This window comes from Shewanella psychropiezotolerans, assembly GCF_007197555.1.
Classification (GTDB): domain Bacteria; phylum Pseudomonadota; class Gammaproteobacteria; order Enterobacterales; family Shewanellaceae; genus Shewanella; species Shewanella psychropiezotolerans.
In genome coordinates this window covers 1831988-1851696 of sequence record NZ_CP041614.1, presented here as the reverse complement: position 1 = coordinate 1851696, position 19709 = coordinate 1831988, and the positions used below count along the sequence as shown (strand labels likewise).

Annotated in this window: 16 protein-coding genes; 3 read left to right on the top strand and 13 right to left on the bottom strand. The window is 42.3% G+C overall.

The genetic code is table 11. The features are described 5' to 3' along the window. Positions 1 to 220: 220 nt before the first annotated feature. The 4 genes from FM037_RS28500 to FM037_RS08220 all read right to left on the bottom strand — a co-directional run bounded on the left by FM037_RS28500 (position 221) and on the right by FM037_RS08220 (position 6524). Positions 221 to 2362: a leukocidin subunit S gene (locus FM037_RS28500; RefSeq protein WP_221937484.1), complete on the bottom strand. Its 2142-nt coding sequence runs from the start codon at positions 2360 to 2362 to the stop codon at positions 221 to 223. A gap of 1231 nt (positions 2363 to 3593) precedes the next feature. Continuing rightward, positions 3594 to 4769: an Ig-like domain-containing protein gene (locus FM037_RS08230; RefSeq protein ID WP_185976979.1), complete on the bottom strand. Its 1176-nt coding sequence runs from the start codon at positions 4767 to 4769 to the stop codon at positions 3594 to 3596. Continuing rightward, positions 4769 to 6028: an Ig-like domain-containing protein gene (locus tag FM037_RS08225; protein WP_144045598.1), complete on the bottom strand. Its 1260-nt coding sequence runs from the start codon at positions 6026 to 6028 to the stop codon at positions 4769 to 4771. Before FM037_RS08225 ends, FM037_RS08230 begins: the two co-directional genes overlap by 1 nt. Before the next feature lie 226 nt (positions 6029 to 6254). Further along, positions 6255 to 6524 (bottom strand): helix-turn-helix domain-containing protein, encoded by a 270-nt coding sequence (locus tag FM037_RS08220; RefSeq protein WP_144045588.1) that lies wholly within the window; start codon positions 6522 to 6524, stop codon positions 6255 to 6257. Between the two features lie 328 nt (positions 6525 to 6852). Here FM037_RS08220 and FM037_RS08215 point away from each other — a divergent pair, with 328 nt between their 5' ends. Next, the gene (locus FM037_RS08215) at positions 6853 to 7755 is read left to right on the top strand and encodes a LysR family transcriptional regulator (RefSeq protein ID WP_144045587.1); all 903 of its coding nucleotides are present in this window, start codon (positions 6853 to 6855) and stop codon (positions 7753 to 7755) included. A 491-nt stretch (positions 7756 to 8246) separates the two neighbouring features. Beyond that, on the top strand, positions 8247 to 8564 hold the full coding sequence (locus FM037_RS08210; protein WP_144045597.1) for a hypothetical protein: 318 nt from the start codon (positions 8247 to 8249) through the stop codon (positions 8562 to 8564). 204 nt (positions 8565 to 8768) lie between these two features. Here FM037_RS08210 and FM037_RS08205 read toward each other — a convergent pair whose 3' ends face one another. The 7 genes from FM037_RS08205 to FM037_RS08175 all read right to left on the bottom strand — a co-directional run bounded on the left by FM037_RS08205 (position 8769) and on the right by FM037_RS08175 (position 15571). Continuing rightward, positions 8769 to 9707 (bottom strand): hypothetical protein, encoded by a 939-nt coding sequence (locus tag FM037_RS08205; protein WP_144045596.1) that lies wholly within the window; start codon positions 9705 to 9707, stop codon positions 8769 to 8771. Position 9708: 1 nt separating this feature from the next. Continuing rightward, on the bottom strand, positions 9709 to 10503 hold the full coding sequence (locus FM037_RS08200; protein WP_144045595.1) for a hypothetical protein: 795 nt from the start codon (positions 10501 to 10503) through the stop codon (positions 9709 to 9711). Then, complete coding sequence (locus FM037_RS08195; protein ID WP_144045594.1) at positions 10500 to 10733, bottom strand: hypothetical protein; 234 nt, start codon at positions 10731 to 10733, stop codon at positions 10500 to 10502. Before FM037_RS08195 ends, FM037_RS08200 begins: the two co-directional genes overlap by 4 nt. Then, positions 10720 to 11451 carry a hypothetical protein gene (locus FM037_RS08190; protein ID WP_144045593.1) on the bottom strand — a complete coding sequence of 244 codons (732 nt, stop codon included), beginning with the start codon at positions 11449 to 11451 and terminating at the stop codon, positions 10720 to 10722. Before FM037_RS08190 ends, FM037_RS08195 begins: the two co-directional genes overlap by 14 nt. Beyond that, entirely contained in the window at positions 11444 to 14242 is a 2799-nt protein-coding gene (locus FM037_RS08185; RefSeq protein WP_144045592.1) for a TcfC E-set like domain-containing protein, read from the bottom strand. Before FM037_RS08185 ends, FM037_RS08190 begins: the two co-directional genes overlap by 8 nt. After that, complete coding sequence (locus tag FM037_RS08180) at positions 14239 to 14721, bottom strand: hypothetical protein (protein WP_144045591.1); 483 nt, start codon at positions 14719 to 14721, stop codon at positions 14239 to 14241. Before FM037_RS08180 ends, FM037_RS08185 begins: the two co-directional genes overlap by 4 nt. A 334-nt stretch (positions 14722 to 15055) precedes the next feature. Continuing rightward, positions 15056 to 15571 carry a hypothetical protein gene (locus tag FM037_RS08175; RefSeq protein WP_144045590.1) on the bottom strand — a complete coding sequence of 172 codons (516 nt, stop codon included), beginning with the start codon at positions 15569 to 15571 and terminating at the stop codon, positions 15056 to 15058. A gap of 811 nt (positions 15572 to 16382) precedes the next feature. On the opposite strand from FM037_RS08175, the gene FM037_RS28495 reads away from it, so the two are divergent. Then, positions 16383 to 16535 (top strand): RNA-dependent RNA polymerase family protein, encoded by a 153-nt coding sequence (locus FM037_RS28495; protein ID WP_185977105.1) that lies wholly within the window; start codon positions 16383 to 16385, stop codon positions 16533 to 16535. Between the two features lie 197 nt (positions 16536 to 16732). Here FM037_RS28495 and FM037_RS08170 read toward each other — a convergent pair whose 3' ends face one another. After that, positions 16733 to 19090: an Ig-like domain-containing protein gene (locus FM037_RS08170; protein ID WP_144045589.1), complete on the bottom strand. Its 2358-nt coding sequence runs from the start codon at positions 19088 to 19090 to the stop codon at positions 16733 to 16735. A gap of 226 nt (positions 19091 to 19316) precedes the next feature. Beyond that, on the bottom strand, positions 19317 to 19586 hold the full coding sequence (locus FM037_RS08165) for a helix-turn-helix domain-containing protein (RefSeq protein WP_144045588.1): 270 nt from the start codon (positions 19584 to 19586) through the stop codon (positions 19317 to 19319). Positions 19587 to 19709: the final 123 nt, after the last annotated feature.

Here is a 19709-nt window from a genome sequence, read left to right as displayed (position 1 = left end):
AAGCTTAGCTGGAAATCATAGAAAAATCACTGGTAGGCGTATATCAAGGCTGCAGATAAAAATTTGATTACTTTTAAATAGGAATGTACAAGTAATAAGCTGACTAACTCTACATGTACGTGGCACTCACTCTTAATAAATAATGCATAACCAATCTTATTAAAATAAAAACAGCCCTAGCTAATAAAGGACTGTTTTTATGGTTAAATATTAATGGTCTCTAGTCATTATCAACAATAACTGTTTCAGCAAAAACACCATCAACAAATTTACCCGCTAACCACGCGGAGAAATAGAACACTTCATCAGGCTCCTGAATATCATCATCAGCACTGTAGTAAGTGATTATGACTTCTTTCACCCCTTTAGGTATGTTTAATACCTTAAAACCGATTAAATTTACATTATATTGATATGTTCGAGATGAATCTGTATATATCAACTCAACATCCGCTCGAAGATCATTCCATACCTGTGCAGTATTAGTAATAAGCTGTATACTTAGCCCTGTATTGCGGTATGTCGACTTATCAAATATGACATGACTGATATTAAAGTCACCTTCAATAATGGTTTGTTTTTCAGTTATCATCTCTTTTAACTTAACAGTATTATTAGAGTGCTCATTACTGATATCTATACTGTATTTTTTCTTATCTTTCTGTAGTAGATCTAACCAAGCGAGTAATTCAACCTTTTTGTTCTTATCATTTTTCCCATCAACTAAAGTCAAAACTCTCAATACTACACTCTGACTTCCGTTCGGCACAACTAAGCTACCACTTGTATTAATGTCGACCACTTTAGGCCAAGTTTTACCATTATCAAAACTGGCATAAACTAAACTACTAAAATCTACTTTTACAACACTGTCTAATGAATTAGAAAACTCCAGCCCTAAAACTCTTTCGCTAACGGTTGGTGTATCAAAATTAATGTCGAAAAAAGCATCATTCCCACTAACAGTCCCAGTGATAGCAGCAACTTGACTTTGAACTGGTGGATCAACAGGGTCAACAGGGTCAACAGGGTCAACAGGGTCAACAGGGTCAACAGGGTCAACAGGGTCAACAGGGTCAACAGGGTCAACAGGGTCAACAATGATCGCAGAAGAAGAGACTCGCATAGAATGAGGTTCCGAAAAATCCAAATATTGACCATTAAATGCCAGAACATTTGTTAGTTGTGAATTAGCTGTATTTTTCGTAAAAAAACCTAAACGATTGTAAGATAAATTATCAAAGTCCGATAAGGTTACTTTTAATCCATCAGGAACAATTAGGTCAACTTCATGACCGCGGATATAATGAGGTAATGCATATCCTGAACGTTGACCTGCTGTTAAACAGTACTTTTCATTGGTAAACTGACTAACAATACAAGCTTCAGGCTGCTTACTGGTCTTGATTACTCTCATCGAGTGCGGATGAGAAAAATCAAGAGTTTTCCCATTTCTAGCTTTTACCCCCTTAAGATCTGCATAAGCCGTATATTTATCAAACACAGCTAATCGGTTATAAGACAGATTATCAAAATCACTCAACATAACACTTAACCCACTGGGCGCCATCACATCAACTTCATGTCCACGAATATAATGAGGGAGTGCATATCCAGAACGCTGCCCAGCCTTTAAGCAATATTTTTCAGCCGTTTCTCGGCTAATGATACAGGCTTCCGGTTCCTTAGTTTTTGCAATCACTCTCATCGAGTGTGGGTGGGAAAAATCGAGGAATTGGCCATTTCTCGCTTTAATATTTTTAAGGTCTGCATATGCCGTATACCCATCAAATACAGCGAGTCGGTTATATGACAAGTTGTCATAGTCACTCAACATCACACTTAGCCCACTAGGTGCTATGATATCAACTTCATGGCCACGAATATAATGAGGTAGAGCATAGCCAGATCGTTGCCCTGCTTTCAGACAGAATTTTTCACCTGTTTTTCGGCTAATAATACAAGCTTCAGGCACCTTCTCTGTAGCAATGACTCTCATCGAATGTGGATGGGAGAAATCCAAAATCTTACCATTCCTAGCTTTAATATTCTTAAGGTCTGCATATGCCGTATAACCATCAAATACGGCGAGTCGATTATATGACAAATTGTCATAATCGCTCAGCATGACACTTAACCCACTGGGGGCTAGTACATCAACTTCATGCCCACGGATATTTCTAGGCAGCGCATATGGAGAACGTTCGCCTGCTTTAAGACAATATTTTTCACCAGTATCACGAGTTATCAAACAAGCTTCGGACGTATTCTTTAATTGTGATGAATCATTGCTGGCAAGGCCAGCTTTAGAAAAAGAGACCAATGAGATCCCCATCATTATTAGTACAGATTTTAACTTCATATATTGCCTTCAGTGTTCAAATTTATTAGTACCTAACAAGTAACTTAGCTATTTCGATCCGACGTTTTAAGTTCGCAAAGAAATAAACCGCAGAAGTATCTAACAAATTTAAAAACAACTGGTAGTAAATAAGTATAAAAACTTATCAAAAATCATAATAATGTTGTTTTAAAAGAAAATATTCAATACCTGCACTCATCACTATAAAAACAGAAACACCCAAGATACGCACGCACTCGAAAATCATGACATACTAAATATTTATTTTCATTATCAATAACTCAATCGAAATCTGCTCAGCTTAAAATAAAGTTTCACATTCAATACAAGATGGTAAATCATTACGATCAAAATCAATTCAGAGCTTCACACTCAACAGGAAATCGATTCAAAAACCTAACTTTAGTTGTACACTAAAAATAAAACTAGAGCAGTTCAATATAATGGTGGTTTGATATCAGGTGCGTCAGAGTAAACTACTGGATTACATATAGAAAGCCTAGCTCTTATTTCTGAATCGTTCCAATCTACCCACAGTTTCATAAGTGCGGAATTTAAATTTAACTAACAAACACTCTAGGACGTTTAAACCTTATTTAGTACAACTAATAGAGCACTTTACAGCTGTTATATCGTTACATGTAATTTAACCAATAAGGGGCAACATCTCCATTAAATACGAGAGGGGAAGTGCCCCTCCCCCTTAGAACAGACCTCAACTCTATATTCCACATCATATTTATCTTTAGATGAATCAAGCAACTCAAACAGGTCAAGCACCAAATACATGGTTATTGGAAATAATAAATTTCATGACGAAATAGGAAAACGAACAGGAGGTCATGAGGTCAAAGAAAGTGGCATCTGTAATTTACGAAGTGCATCTTTTAACACAACCTTAGCTCGTCACTCGTGGTAGTAAAACCTGACTTTTAGGTTTTCTCAGCCATTTCCCAGGTAGGAGCCCATAAATAGCAGTGACTGCACACTTATCTTCTCAGTTAGCTATAAGCAACTTGATATTTGTTCATTCTGTCCTTTAAGCTCACAACGCATATCCTCTTCAAGCCTGTAAATGGTCAATAAAAAACCAGCGGCATGACACCGCTGGCTTTTCATTTCAAGACTCAATCAAACGACTTGAAGATTAGCCCATTTAAATATGTGTTAGCATAAGTGACACCATTAATCTTGCTTTGCGGCATATTGATGGGCCACAATAAAATCAACGCTACCCTTTAATACATGAAACATAGTTACTATAAGAGACTCCTGCACTGGCACTACCTACACGTCTGACACCTCTTGTAAGATCAACATCATAATGTCCATCTCCTGACACAGTAGATGACCAAAACCAGTCGTTCATCGGCCAGCCCTTCTCAGTAAAGAGTCTGTCATTACTATCATCAACCCCATCAAAGGTATTAAACAACGAAAATAGCTCATTTGTTGTTGGTAACCTCATTCCTTGATTTGTGCAAAAAGTATTTGCGGATGGCCAATTATGCACAACGTTTATCTCTCCCGCTGGTGCTGTATTACCATCCCCAGTGAGTGAACCAGTATAACTAACTCCTTGCGCTTTGGCTTCAGCTAGCGTTAACGGACGAGTAAACGTTAGCCCTCCAGCAATTAAATCTCCAGATCCGATGAACTGACTGGCCACCTCTTTATTACTCGACGCTGTAACATTAGTAAATAAAGCTCGAGTAATTACGATTTCTTCTAGCGTATTGGTAACACCAAAATTTACTACGCCATCGGTGCCGGATATCAAATTTCCATCAACCAGTTGGGCTGTCACACTATCACCGAAAGAAACCTCAACTTCTGCGCCCCCTACTTGATTACCATAATCATCCAGTATGGTAACCTCAAATAAATTCTGCTCACTGCCATCGGAGATAGCTTCATCACTAAGCAACACTAGGCTATCGACTCGCGCCGTATCGATGTCACCGATAAAGTTCACTGTCCTCCACACATAAACGCTAATCCCATTATCCCCTATATAGGTCACGGTTATCTTTGAGTCACCAGATTTGATACTAGTCACCTTGATAGTCGCTAATCCGTTCTCGTCTGTCGTGTATGTACTGCTATCAGGAACCGCATCATTTGTTGTCTCTACAGACAAAATTGCATTAGCGACCGGGCCTGTATCACGTACCAAGGCAAAGTCCAGCTGTACCCTATCAGTCCCATTTGCAACAGCAACTCCACGTACAACATCTACAGTGAGTCCGCCACTGTCAACACAAGTCACATTGTAAGTGTCTGTCCCCATTACATTAGGCGTCCCATTTTCAATTGAGTACAAACCAGCATTCGAACCGTCTTGAGTGATATAAGCTTTACCTGCTGGCCAAAGTTTATTCACTTTAGGGTCAACGGCATCATACATTACATCCATTTCAGCTGACGTAGGTAAACGCCCTCGCCCCCACAATATGCTTGAGCACCAGCGTAGGTAAATGTGGCTAACTGCAGAGCTGGCGTGTAGCCATTATCTGTATATGACCCTTGATATTCACTAGTCGTTTGTTCAATTTCAAACTTGGTTTTAGGGGCTGAAAATGTCAGTAGACGTTTAGCAGGATCATCCCAATAATCGATATCGGTCCATCTGGCCACTTGGTTGGCATCAAATGCTGTAACCTCAACTATCCCCGTAGCAAAGCCGCCTCGATGGTCTGACACCATGTAACTGACATAATGCTCACCATCGGTAGGCGCCTCAAACGTAAACACGGTATTAGTTAAGTCTGCGGCGTTTTTTGACGCCACATTGGCGGTGTAACTTTTAACTTCGATAAGCTGCAGCTCATCGCTATCGATGACATCTTCGATATAGCCACTGACATCGATATCTACACTGGTGTTTATCTCAACATCTTCATCGTATGCAAAATTTGCTGCCGTAGGCGCATTATTCAAGCTATCCGACACAGCATAATCTAAAGTCCCCATCTTGATGTCAGGCACGCCAGCGATGTTACCTTCAAGAGCATAAACCACACGGGATACACCTTCAGCGGTGGCCTGATAGGTAATAGTAAAATCATCGGTACTTATATCAACTTCGCCATCACCTAACACGCTGAAATCTTCAGATAAGGTATAACCAGCGGGGAAATCAGTTCCCAGAGCCGCTTTGATATCTGTCTCTAACTCTGGATCACCCACCGCCATGGCTATCGAGATAGGAGGCAGTACTGCCGCGCCACCTGCACTACTCGCCACCATGACTTTAGCCCTGGCACGTGTCTTAGTCTGACCCGCCAAAGCAACACTTTCCACCTCATAACCATATTCACAAATGGCCGCGCCTTCAACTGTGACATTAAAGCCCTGACCTAAGATGTCGCTGCCTTCGTCACCCGTTTGTACCTGACCACACTGGCCACTGCCCTGGCTGGATTCGAGATAAACATCGGTCACCTTAGCACCTGCTGTCCCACTCTCAATCAGACTCGACAAATCGACATAACCTGCCTCGTCGGGCGCAACTACATTAAAACCATCACGAGCCGATACCGGCGCCTGCTCAACTACAGGACCTTCAGCGGGAGAATCAGAGCCTGAATCTCCTCCCCCACACGCTGACAACAACAGGCTAGACAGCACCACAGAAGTTAATACATTGAGTTTACCCATTCTCATCCCAGGCCTCCTGATAGCTTGATGTCCATACATTTGAAATGTCTAAATGCATTAAATAGTGCTTGAGTGGCCGCCAGGCCAATGACACTGGTCATGTTAAATCCTTAAATTGTGTTAACTGCACACATCCTTCCCCAAAGCGCTTAACGCTCAGGATGAAGGTGATTGCAATGTTATTTGTGTGTCGCTGTTTCTATGAGCTGCGTTATATACGTAGTGACACTCCCTAGGAGTGCATCGAAATGGCTCGTATCTCGTATCTTGTATTTTCATAGCGCGTCGGCCAGATATCCTGAGGTTTCATCTCCAAGGCTTCAGCTATAATTCGCTCCCCCTTAGTCCAGGGGCGGTCCAGCGCCTTACTCAAGGTTCCTGCCGCCAACCCCGCCTCTAGCGACAGTGACTTGATGGTTAGCCCTTTTTTATGCAGCGAACAAACGATATCCAAGCGGTGCATATCGACAACAGTGTGACTTTCTACATGGGCTGATTTCATCTCTGGAACCTCATTTGTTAACTAGAGCATCTACCGCACATTTTGAGCGGCCCGCAGGCAACGCTTACTGACTTAATTTTTATATCGAACAAAACTAAAATCTAAATATACGATCGAAGATTATTGCTTGATCTATTAAATAGATCTAACATCCAAGCTTTGTTTCACCAAGGTTTCAAATGAGGCCAATCTGCACATTTCATACTTAACAATGATTAATGAATGTTTTAATTACAGCTACTGTCGAAACATTACAGTTGACTGCTATAATTAATATTGATTCAACATTGACACCACATAGATAAACAATGGAAAACCAATCGCTTATATGAATGACTTACCCAGTTTTAAGAACCTCGTTTACTTGGTTAACCTGCACCAAGAGCTTAATTTTCACCGTGCAGCCAAAGCATGCGGAGTGAGTCAGTCGACCCTGTCTACGGGAATTAAAAACCTGGAGGATATGCTTGGCGATAAATTACTCGAACGTCACGGCAATACATTTACTTTTACTGCGATTGGTGAAGATGTAGTGCAGAGGTCAAGGAAGTTACTCGCTGAAGCTAATGATATGGTGTCGCTGGTCAGGCAACAGGGGAATGTAATGACCGGCAATGTTCGATTGGGTTGTATCTCCAGCATAGCCTTGTTTGTGCTCAAGAGTATCTTTAAACACTGTGATGAGGCCTATCCGGACCTAAACCTGACGATTAAAGAGGGCAGTACTGATGAGCTTATCGAGGCGTTAACCAAGGGCGAGTTGGACATGATATTTGTGGCTCAACCGGTAGACATAGGCCGTCACCATTATATGAAACTGGGAATTGACCCGTTTAAGTTTGTTGTACATCCAGACCTTGCCGAGCAACTAGGCGAACCACTGGACTACCAAAACCTCCCAGACGAAAGTATCTACCTGCTAAAAGGAGAAAGTAGCATGTCAGAGACTGAACTAGGCCCTTTCTTTCTCGATAATAAAAAGAAATTTAGCCATCAAAGCGCCACGAATCTACAAACCTTAGCCCTGCTCGTCGATGCAAAAGTCGGCGCCATATTCCTGCCTCAAATGGCCATCGATTATGGCCTGATTAAGCACTCTAATGCGGTTGTGATGCAGCCACCCGGCGAAGCACCCTACCGCGAAATAGGCCTGATGTGGCGTAAAAGCTCAATCAAGGTGGCCACACTGAGAACTCTGGGACTGGCAATACAGAAACTGAGATACAACTAACGTCCAGTACCCTTTTTCGGCACCCAATAAAAAGACCAGCAGCAAGTGCTACTGGTCTAATAAAACCGTCAACCTATTTCAGGACGGGACATTCTCCAGATACCCTTGCCTGAATAAATCGAAACTCAACCAAAGCCAAATCAAACAAGTGGCACCAAACGAATAACACAGTCGCACAATGTCAGAGCAAACTGGCCGCATAACACTCAAGAAATGCAGCGAGAACCAAAAAAAAACCAAACATTCAAAAGTGAGATAAAACCAAGAGGAGGATATAGATCTCATTTTTAAATATTTTTTAAATAATACGCAAAAAAATCTAAAAATATAAAGCACCCTAAGACATGATCAAATTAAGATAAACCCGAAGATGTCAAATATTTGTCGCGACATTTTCGTATCCTGAGTGTATCTTTATTTTAGATCTTGGATTATAAATAAACCTGAAGTTACGACAATGTTGAATCAAGCAGATAATTTACGGGTGAACTATGAAGAACACAATTCTATTATTAACACTACTTTTTACAGCAGCCCAGGCGAATGCAGGTAACCAAGCGGTTTTTCAATGGTCGGGTACGGTTCCTATGGCACATGACTGGAGCTCAAAACCCTTAAATATCACAGAGAATTATTGGCAAAAGGGATTAAATCTACAAACTAAGTTTATCACCATTGAAAATCAGACCGAAGTTGCCAGAAATATAGTGATTAGCATAGAAAAAATAATAGATAAGAATAAATTCAAAGTTGCAAGCTATAACACAGATGCCAGAACCTATAAGTTAATAATAGAATCAAAAATATGAACATTCATAATTATCGGTATTTTCAAGATAATTAAAAATACCTTTTCTTTATATGGATATATTGAAATAACAATCATTTAATTGGTACTAAGACTCACTCAACTAAACCATACAATCAAAAACGGTCAATAACTTAAGTCATTGACCGTTTTTGATTGTAAATGAGCATTATCAGAAGCTACCTATAAGCTTGGCATCGAGGTTTTATCTAATAGGCAGGCTTAATTTTTCCTTTGGAAAAACAAACTTATTGTTATCTACTCTGACTTTAATCCAAGGATTGAGCACACTCAAGGCATCGATTGTTAAGCAATGTTCCTGAGCAATTAAATGTAACCAAGCCCCTTGTACGATCACATGGTCCTCTAGATTCGCACTATCCATACCTAAAACATCCTGGACATCGAAAACATGTTCACAATGGCCATAGCTATAGAACCTTTGATAAATATTACAGTCATTAGGCTCATACACCTGATCTATATTATCCAAATCAGTCATTGCTATGGTGGTTCTACAAGTTTCAGATGACTCCTCTAGCAAAGCCACAACCGCGGGAGCCGTGACTACAGGAGCAGGCTTGGACACAGCAGGAGTAGGCTCGACTGAAATCTCAACAAAATCATAATTGGATACATGCTGGTATTTGTTTGACTGACCAAACAGGTACTGTACTCCTATGGCTAAGGTATAGCTGTCACCACGAGACTCACTTACCGGTTCCTGGTACCAACGATAGCCTAAGTTCACTTCCCAGGATGGAGTCAGCTGATACTTAACACCTAACCCAGCAAACAGGCCATCGCCCTCATCACGATAACCCAGCTCAGAGTACAGAGAATACCCCTCCCCTAAGGAAAACGTAGGCCGCATAAAGGCTTCAACAGCCTCAGAGTTGGCCACACCATCATGTAAACTACTCACAGCCACACCTAAATCAAGATACTGATTAAGACGGTAACCAGTTCCTGCACGCCAATACAGATTGCTCTCTTCAGCCTCTTTACTTAAGCCCAAACCAGTGGCACCTTCGATAAACCAGGCTCCAACTTGATCGGCTGAACCGGTATCACTCTGTGCAAATGCCTGAGGTGCGAGTCCACCCAGACCAACAAGCAGCAGTGCTGCTAACCTCTTATTCATATTATACATCCGGTTCAAAAATTAACGTAAAGGTGTCAGTGTAAGAACCTACCTCAAGTGGATCTAGCGGGACTGAATTAAACTCAACATCAATTTTAAAATTGATGTTGTTCACCTCAACTCCAGACACTTTTAAGCTAGGATCACTAGGGTTGCTGACGACCCCCTCTTCGACTAAGTATTCGCCATTACTACAGCCAATGCATTTAATACTGTAAGGGATCTCTGACCCAGAATTTCTCAATATGTAATCATCAGAGCTATTTAACATCACTTTCATACCGTCGCTGAAAAAGCCGCTGGCAGTCACATCAAAGCTGGTTTTGGCCGACACAGTGTCGGTGCCTACGCCATAGACAGTTTTCATCTCTGACTCACCAGTTAGCTCCACCGAGGTGATATAGGCCGGAGTATGATCAATTTCCAAAACAAACGGCTGACTGTCGATAAACTGAGTTTTTATATCGCCAAGGTAATACTGATAAAACTGACTGAGCGACACACTGCCGCGATAAAGACCTGCATCTTCCCCATCAAAAGCATCGGCCAAATCAGTCTCGTCTATACTAAATATCGGACGGATAAAAGCGTAGGGCGTCACGACCTTAGTACCTGTGGTTAATATATTTGGAAAAAGGCAACTACTCCCTAATACAGTAGCGATAGGTGGACTCCAGGTGCCGCAAGAAGAACCACCAGGAACAGGGTCGCCTGAAGTAGGGGCCGCAGAGCCTGTGTGGTATTCAAACCCCTTGAACGTAATCGGCACGACGAAATTAGTACTAGCTGAACTCATCGTAATACCAGTTGGTATCGTTCCGACAAAAGCCCGGGGATCCACTTAGCAGTAGGTGTTAAGCCATGTGTCGGCGTCCAGAACGAAGGCACCATGCCATCACCGCTGCTACTGACAATGGCATTATCCCAACGAACAACCCCGCCGGTAAGATCCACGTTCAGGGTCGATGCCCAGCCATTCGATATACTAAAAAGTAAGCTTACCAGCAGCAGATTAACTCTTTTCATTATTCGCATCCCTGATCACTACACGCATGTCCTTTAATTTATTACCCGTAGTGCGAACTTCTAGATTGAGCTTACCCTTATTCATATCAGGCTGAAGCTCCATCTCGAAACGGCGACCGGCCAGCACCTTAATGTTCTTGCGGCAAGTATCATTCAACGTGCCTTCACAATTGTTGACACTGATATTCAGGAACGTCTTACCTTTGTTATATACCACAAGCTTATTATCAATATAACGGGTTGAATAATTGAGCTTATCAGCCTTACCAGGGACGATAAACAAGGGAGCAAAACCCACCGCCATCTGCACCGCTTGCTCAGGACGCACTGATTCATCAAAATAAGGCGTCGGTACTACGGCAAGCTGGAAAACTCGATCAGTATCGCTAACACAATCCGGTAAACAGCTCAGTGACACCTTAAGATCTTTCTCAAACCCCGGATTGATCACGGTGCGCGCCGGACGTACCGTGAGTTTCCACTGGTCTAAGTTATCTCGTGTATAGGGAGTCTTTACGATCTCACCATCAACCATAGTGAGTTCATATATACCGATATTGAGAAATATCTTCTTACCCTCAGTGTTGGTGACGGTAAACACACCTTCGCTATTTTTATCAGCAACTTTAAACATAGAGCTGACCTGAATCGCTTCGGCTGACTGGATACTGATAAACAGACCCAAGACGGCTGCTAAAACATATTTGATATTAGGCATCGTTACCTTCCTCATTTTCTAAAAGAGTAAGCAAGTCCAATTCGCTGTCTTTGATTAATACATAAGCATCCAACTCTTGTAGCAGCTGACGCTTTGCTGATGTTAAGTTAATATCCGTCACATAAATGTACTGCTCACCGGCAACGGTAACGCTGGTAAATATGACGTTTTGACTGTTAAGGCGCGCGATAACATTTTTCGCATCTTTACCTACGGTAAACTGTCCCAGGTATACTAATGCTTGCTCTAAGTTATCCCCCTGTAATAAATAAGATGTTTTCTGCCATTTATCACGACCAGTCTGCTCTAACCCCGGCAAACAGAAGCCCTTAAGCGTATTCACCTTAGTGTCGCTGGCCTTACCTTCGTAGATACACAAGCCTTTACGTGAAATAAGACGGAAATCAGCATTCTTACGATAGTTAACTCTGAACACACCATCGTCAGACAGAGGTTCGGCGCTGATACAGCCATCACCTAAACACTGCACTCTGGATATAGGGTTACCGAAAATATCATCCAGTACCAGGATCTGACTTGCCAGTTCGGTAACATCTGCAGAAACATTAAACACAGTACCAGGGTGGCTGAATCTGTGATCTCGCCCTCGCTGGACTTCAACGTTGTCTCCAGATGCATCGAAGTCAAAATCGAACGCCGAGTACTCTTTTAACGGTAGCAAAGATACTTCATCGGACACTGTCACCCTGCGGTTGTAACGGCCGTCTTTACTCAAACCAAGCTTTAACTCGGGAGAGAAATCTTCATCCTGTGTCAGGGCACTAACCTGAGCATAACTGCGTGACTTATCCTTAGTGAACGACAAGCCACTAGATGACAATACCTGAGTGCTATTAAAACCAGCTGACAGTGTTTTTTCGCCTCTGTCATTTGTGTAGCCATAACTGTTAGCGGTGAAATAGTCGTTGTCACCCGAAGCCGTTACCGAAAGATCACCCATCACAGAGTTATCATTGAACACATGCGCGCCCGCCGAGGCATTACCACGCCAATTATCACCTTGATAATCGCCCCTTAGGTAATTTACATTGCGATCGAAACCATCCTGATCGACATACAAACTGCTCTGAGCCGATATACCACTATCACCGAACGGCATGGTCCAACTTAGTGATATGCGAGAATCCACATCAGTAACACTGTTATCCATATATTCGGCGTTAACACTTAAACTACCGGCATCGAAACTCTTTGATAAACCGGCAGATAACGACCAGAGTTCAGACTCACTCTCGACCACAGCACTAGCAACTTTGACAACATCTCTAGAGGTATAGTACGCAGCCCGTAAGAAACCATTAGCCCCCATGACCTGACCCGAAATACCAACCCCAATGTCTTCGAAACTGCGCATGCCATAAAGGTGGCTGGCCATTCGGTACTCAGTATTTTGAGCATCGTATTCATAGCGACGATAGTCCAAGAAAATCCCAGAATATGACAGACTGCCTCTCTGATAAAAGTCATCAGCATTAAGAAAGCTACCATGAACAAAATCCAGACTCAGAGCTTCATTAAAGTAATAACTTCCACCAAGTTGAAGATATTGCTCATCAGTCCCTATGGTTGCCGAACCACCAAAGAGAAGCGCTTCGTTAAATCTATAAGTGCTACTTGCCTTAATAATATTACGGTCGTAATTGTCATAATCCGCCATCAGAGAGTCTTGATTTAAAGGAGAGTCTCCAAAATCAAAGTCTTCTAAACGGCCCACACCGAATACATAGTCAAACTCACCCACAGGAATGGAGAATTGGTTATTATTCACCACCTGACGACGCTCTTTAAGTACGGTATTTCCTGAAACCTTCAAGATAATTGTGATGTCATACACACCTTTTGGCAGATCTTCATAACTGAGGAATTGTTGTCCCTCATCTACCACCTGAGTCAAGATCAAGCGATCGTCTCGATAAACCTCTAATTGCCCAAGCTGAGGTGCATAAAAATAGATCTTTTGCTGACTATCCGCACTGCCCTTAATCAAGTTCCTGCTGGAACCGACAAAGGCACCATCTAATGCCATTCTGGCACCAGTATCGAACATATCGGTCGAATTAAAAGACAGGTTATAGCGACTACGACCCGCCTGCAGGGTATGGCCTGAAAAATCTAATGTATAAAGACCTGAATAGAGATCAAACTCATTACCTGGTGTGTGATATTGAGTATCGAAAGTGAGATACCCCAAAGGCAGGCCAATTGTGGTGTAATTCGACATGGAGCCGCTATTTCTGCCATCAAAATCGGTATATCCATAGAGGCGAGTCGAGTTAATCAACGCATTACTCTCACTAAATGCGCTCTGATACTCGACCTCGGCCAGCTCAGCTTTAACCGATGTCGATGGCACAAAAATTCTTAGCTGACCATAATCGAAATCAAACACATAACCAGCATTGTCAACCTCAGGTGTCACCAAACAGCGAGCCAAATTCCCTGTACATGACTCATCGGTGGCAACCCCAACAACTAACTGCTCGAGAATCGCATCCACTGCAGCAGATTTAACCTGACTTTCTAAAAAATAGCTTTTTAACTGCTTGTAGGCACTGCTATCACTCTCGACTCTAAACGTATCGTAACTGGCTAGCCCCTTAACTAAGGTACCTTCACCAGCTCCCACCACCACCACGTTGATTTGTTGTTGAGTCTCATCGAAAAAATCCGAAAATTCACCGGGGAAATAATTTGTTTCAGCCAAAGCACTGGCAACACCACTGAGTGTCAATGGCAGTGCAATCAATAAACATGTACTTAGGCGGCTCATATTTTTAACCTCGCATAGACACTCAGGGTTCCGTTACACACTTGCTCGCTATCGGTTTGCGCTAGCGTAGGATAAACCAGAGTAAATTTATGCTGACTAGTTCTTAAACCATTGTTTGTGGTTTGAAAAGACATCGCTGGAGTCACGTCATCAACGACAAATGGAGTATCGTCAAACAATGTGCTAACAGCCAAAGGAGCACCATCACACTGATGATCTGAGCCCATTAATTCAATCTCATAATCTTCAGTGTTTGCCATCGGACTGGAAATAGTAAACCCCATATCTAAATCGTTAAACCCTTGGTTTTTTGTGTCATATAAAGCGGTAAATATTTTTTTATCGGCCTCAATAGAAAGTTCTGCTGAATTACTGTTTTTTACAATATCAACATTTATATTGACACTCTTAGTTACTGTCCCAGCACTTACGCTAGCCGTAAAAAAAATCAATATATAAAAAAGTAAACTTGAATACATTTCAGTCCCTACATTTATTTCGAATACTTCAATATCAATATATTTTCAAGTATTAATTTTAGATTTAAGTTGAACTTTAGAATTAAATAAAACCAACTTGAAAATAAATAAAACAATTTAAAGTGAAGACAATATATTAAGCCATGTTGAGCTTATCCACATTCAAAGTAAATAATTCACTCTACGCGACACTCAAATCTATTGACTAAAAGCTACAACTTAAAAAGCCGGATATAAAGATATAACATCTAGCATCCGGCATTATCTACTTACAAAGGCTTAGTTCATAATCAATAAAATAAATAGTTATGAACATAGCATCTGGATAATTAAATTAGATTGCAGCGTCAGAAATCAAAACTGTCGCCTGAACAACAACTTCATCACCTTCAGCAACACTAGGCATACCAGATGCACCAGTTTCTAGAGTCATAATTACTGACTCAGCAGCAGCAGTGCTAGTATTTTTAACAAGAGCGCTTGAATCAACCATCACAGAGAACTCTTCAGCTGTATCTTCGCCAAGTAATCCACCACCAGAAGAGAACTTAAGGTTAGTTAGTGCGTAGAAGTAATTGGCTTGAGCACCAGTGCTGTCTTCTACATTGAAAGAAAGCTCAGAAGATGATGAAACAGTTACTGCTTTAGTAGTCTCGTCGACTGCAAAAGTAAGTGTACCGTCATTGTGGCCAACAGTACCTGTATCAACAATAACCAATTCAGGGTCAATAACATTTGCAGCAGCAACAGTACCAGTCCACTGGAAGTTACCTGTAGACTCAACAGCTACTGCATTACCTGCCAACATAACTAGTGCACTGATTGTTGCGATTTTGAATACGTTTTTCATTTTAAAGCTCCGTAAAATAATAATTTGTTGAAGTTCTTCTTTCGAACTGGAGCCAGTATATGCTTTTGAAAAACGCAATTTGTATCACGAAAGTATCGAATGAAAAGCGATTTCATCTACAGTGTAAATACCTTGTAGTATGAAATAACGAAATCAGCTTTCATCTTGCTATAAAAACCTTCCCCTTTTTAACAATGCTTTTAACTGTGCCACCCATGTTAATTACCCCTCATTTACTTTGCCTTCAAACTTAATAGCTCTACCATTACCAGCTCAAGTTTGTTGACTTGCTATAAGTATCTAGGCTTCTCAAAACTGCTCTATATAATGAGTGATAACTAGTAAATAGTCATAAACATATATAAATCACCCAGTGAATAGACAAAGTAAATATAAAACCTACATTTCAATAGCTTGAAATCACCTTGCTGAGCATGATTATGAATTGAGCATGCATTTTATGCCGCGTTACCTTTCTCACCTACCTGATATACTTAAGCCCCCCTTAACCGTGCCACCCAATATAGTGGCCACCCTGAGAACTCTGGGACTGGCAATACAGAAACTGAGATACAACTAACGTCCAGTACCCCTTTTCGGCACCCAATAAAAAGCCAGCGATGTCATGCCGCTGGCTTTATCAATATTTGAGCCCTCCTAAAACACACAAAAATGATTGCGCGCGCATTAAATCATCCTTGATGACCAATCGCCCCCCATGCGCTTAATTCAAAAACCACACGACGAGCGAGCTACCACCTTTAACTACATGCAGTTGACCAATCCCTGTCAACAATAAAAGACGATTACCATGCCCACATGCAATACCCGCTATACGCTGCGAAAAGCGGTCAAACAACTCAATCAGTGGTTTAACCACTTTGGCTTTGTGCAGCATCCCAATAAAACCTTTATTGGTAAAACCACCAAAGGTTTTGACTGGCTCGGTGTCAATACAACTTAAACGGCCATGTAGGCACAGGAAAACGCGCTCTCACCAATTTCACCGTAAAATTACGCCAGCTTTACGAGCAGGTGGCGCTGTATACTCCTAACAAATACAGCGCGATGCATAACCCCCTAGCATCCTTTAAAGACACTCCACAAAAAATGTTAGCAACAAAACAGCCGGCTTTAGAGGCGGTACCTCAATACAGCCTTTTAGTTACATATAACTGTCAGATCTGAAGCAGTACTGTCAATTTTGGACTCCATTCTTATAGTGCCCGTCCCTCTACTTGTACAATATATTTGCCCTGGGTAAGCATACTGCTTAAGCGGCCCCCCAAAAGTATAAGTAAAGTCAGATCCGCTCTGAAATTGCAGCATATTCTTTCGCCTTGAACTACAACTACCTGCAAGTATTTCCTGACTATTACTAAGGGTAACTTGGGTCACATTCAAAGGCCCCGGCCCTTGAATCGTCTTCCGAGTCGCAAACCCACAACTACTAGTCCAATATCCATCATAAAAATTTCCAGATAAAATAATTGCATTCGAGTTGAATGTAATATCAGCTTGTTGACTTGAAAGCCCATTCAGCAAACTGGTAAAAGTACTAGTCACCGATACGACCTCTTCCACATCGTTCGTTACCTTGATTTCGAAAAAACCGCTATCATCCGTATATAAATTAGGTGGCGGCTGTATCATTGCAGTCCCGCTATCTAAACTCACTTCAACAAGCGCACCTACAACAGGATTACCATTAGCATCAAGCAACTCCGCTCTTAAGCTGTTTTCCTCAACACCATCACTACTAGCGTTATCCTGAAGTACTGACAACTGCGCTACTCGCGCCGTATCGATGTCACCGATAAAGTTCACTGTCCTCCACACATAAACGCTAATCCCATTATCCCCTACATAGGTCACGGTTACCTTTGAGTCACCAGATTTGATACTAGTCACCTTGATAGTCGCTAATCCGTTCTCGTCTGTCGTGTATGTACTGCTATCAGGAACCGCATCATTTGTTGTCTCTACAGACAAAATTGCATTAGCGACCGGGCCTGTATCACGTACCAAGGCAAAGTCCAGCTGTACCCTATCAGTCCCATTTGCAACAGCAACTCCACGTACAACATCTACAGTGAGTCCGCCACTGTCAACACAAGTCACATTGTAAGTGTCTGTCCCCATTACATTAGGCGTCCCATTTTCAATTGAGTACAAACCAGCATTCGAACCGTCTTGAGTGATATAAGCTTTACCTGCTGGCCAAAGTTTATTCACTTTAGGGTCAACGGCATCATACATTACATCCATTTCAGCTGACGTAGGTAAACGCCCTCGCCCCCCACAATATGCTTGAGCACCAGCGTAGGTAAATGTGGCTAACTGCAGAGCTGGCGTGTAGCCATTATCTGTATATGACCCTTGATATTCACTAGTCGTTTGTTCAATTTCAAACTTGGTTTTAGGGGCTGAAAATGTCAGTAGACGTTTAGCAGGATCATCCCAATAATCGATATCGGTCCATCTGGCCACTTGGTTGGCATCAAATGCTGTAACCTCAACTATCCCCGTAGCAAAGCCGCCTCGATGGTCTGACACCATGTAACTGACATAATGCTCACCATCGGTAGGCGCCTCAAACGTAAACACGGTATTAGTTAAGTCTGCGGCGTTTTTTGACGCCACATTGGCGGTGTAACTTTTAACTTCGATAAGCTGCAGCTCATCGCTATCGATGACATCTTCGATATAGCCACTGACATCGATATCTACACTGGTGTTTATCTCAACATCTTCATCGTATGCAAAATTTGCTGCCGTAGGCGCATTATTCAAGCTATCCGACACAGCATAATCTAAAGTCCCCATCTTGATGTCAGGCACGCCAGCGATGTTACCTTCAAGAGCATAAACCACACGGGATACACCTTCAGCGGTGGCCTGATAGGTAATAGTAAAATCATCGGTACTTATATCAACTTCGCCATCACCTAACACGCTGAAATCTTCAGATAAGGTATAACCAGCGGGGAAATCAGTTCCCAGAGCCGCTTTGATATCTGTCTCTAACTCTGGATCACCCACCGCCATGGCTATCGAGATAGGAGGCAGTACTGCCGCGCCACCTGCACTACTCGCCACCATGACTTTAGCCCTGGCACGTGTCTTAGTCTGACCCGCCAAAGCAACACTTTCCACCTCATAACCATATTCACAAATGGCCGCGCCTTCAACTGTGACATTAAAGCCCTGACCTAAGATGTCGCTGCCTTCGTCACCCGTTTGTACCTGACCACACTGGCCACTGCCCTGGCTGGATTCGAGATAAACATCGGTCACCTTAGCACCTGCTGTCCCACTCTCAATCAGACTCGACAAATCGACATAACCTGCCTCGTCGGGCGCAACTACATTAAAACCATCACGAGCCGATACCGGCGCCTGCTCAACTACAGGACCTTCAGCGGGAGAATCAGAGCCTGAATCTCCTCCCCCACACGCTGACAACAACAGGCTAGACAGCACCACAGAAGTTAATACATTGAGTTTACCCATTCTCATCCCAGGCCTCCTGATAGCTTGATGTCCATACATTTGAAATGTCTAAATGCATTAAATAGTGCTTGAGTGGCCGCCAGGCCAATGACACTGGTCATGTTAAATCCTTAAATTGTGTTAACTGCACACATCCTTCCCCAAAGCGCTTAACGCTCAGGATGAAGGTGATTGCAATGTTATTTGTGTGTCGCTGTTTCTATGAGCTGCGTTATATACGTAGTGACACTCCCTAGGAGTGCATCGAAATGGCTCGTATCTCGTATCTTGTATTTTCATAGCGCGTCGGCCAGATATCCTGAGGTTTCATCTCCAAGGCTTCAGCTATAATTCGCTCCCCCTTAGTCCAGGGGCGGTCCAGCGCCTTACTCAAGGTTCCTGCCGCCAACCCCGCCTCTAGCGACAGTGACTTGATGGTTAGCCCTTTTTTATGCAGCGAACAAACGATATCCAAGCGGTGCATATCGACAACAGTGTGACTTTCTACATGGGCTGATTTCATCTCTGGAACCTCATTTGTTAACTAGAGCATCTACCGCACATTTTGAGCGGCCCGCAGGCAACGCTTACTGACTTAATTTTTATATCGAACAAAACTAAAATCTAAATATACGATCGAAGATTA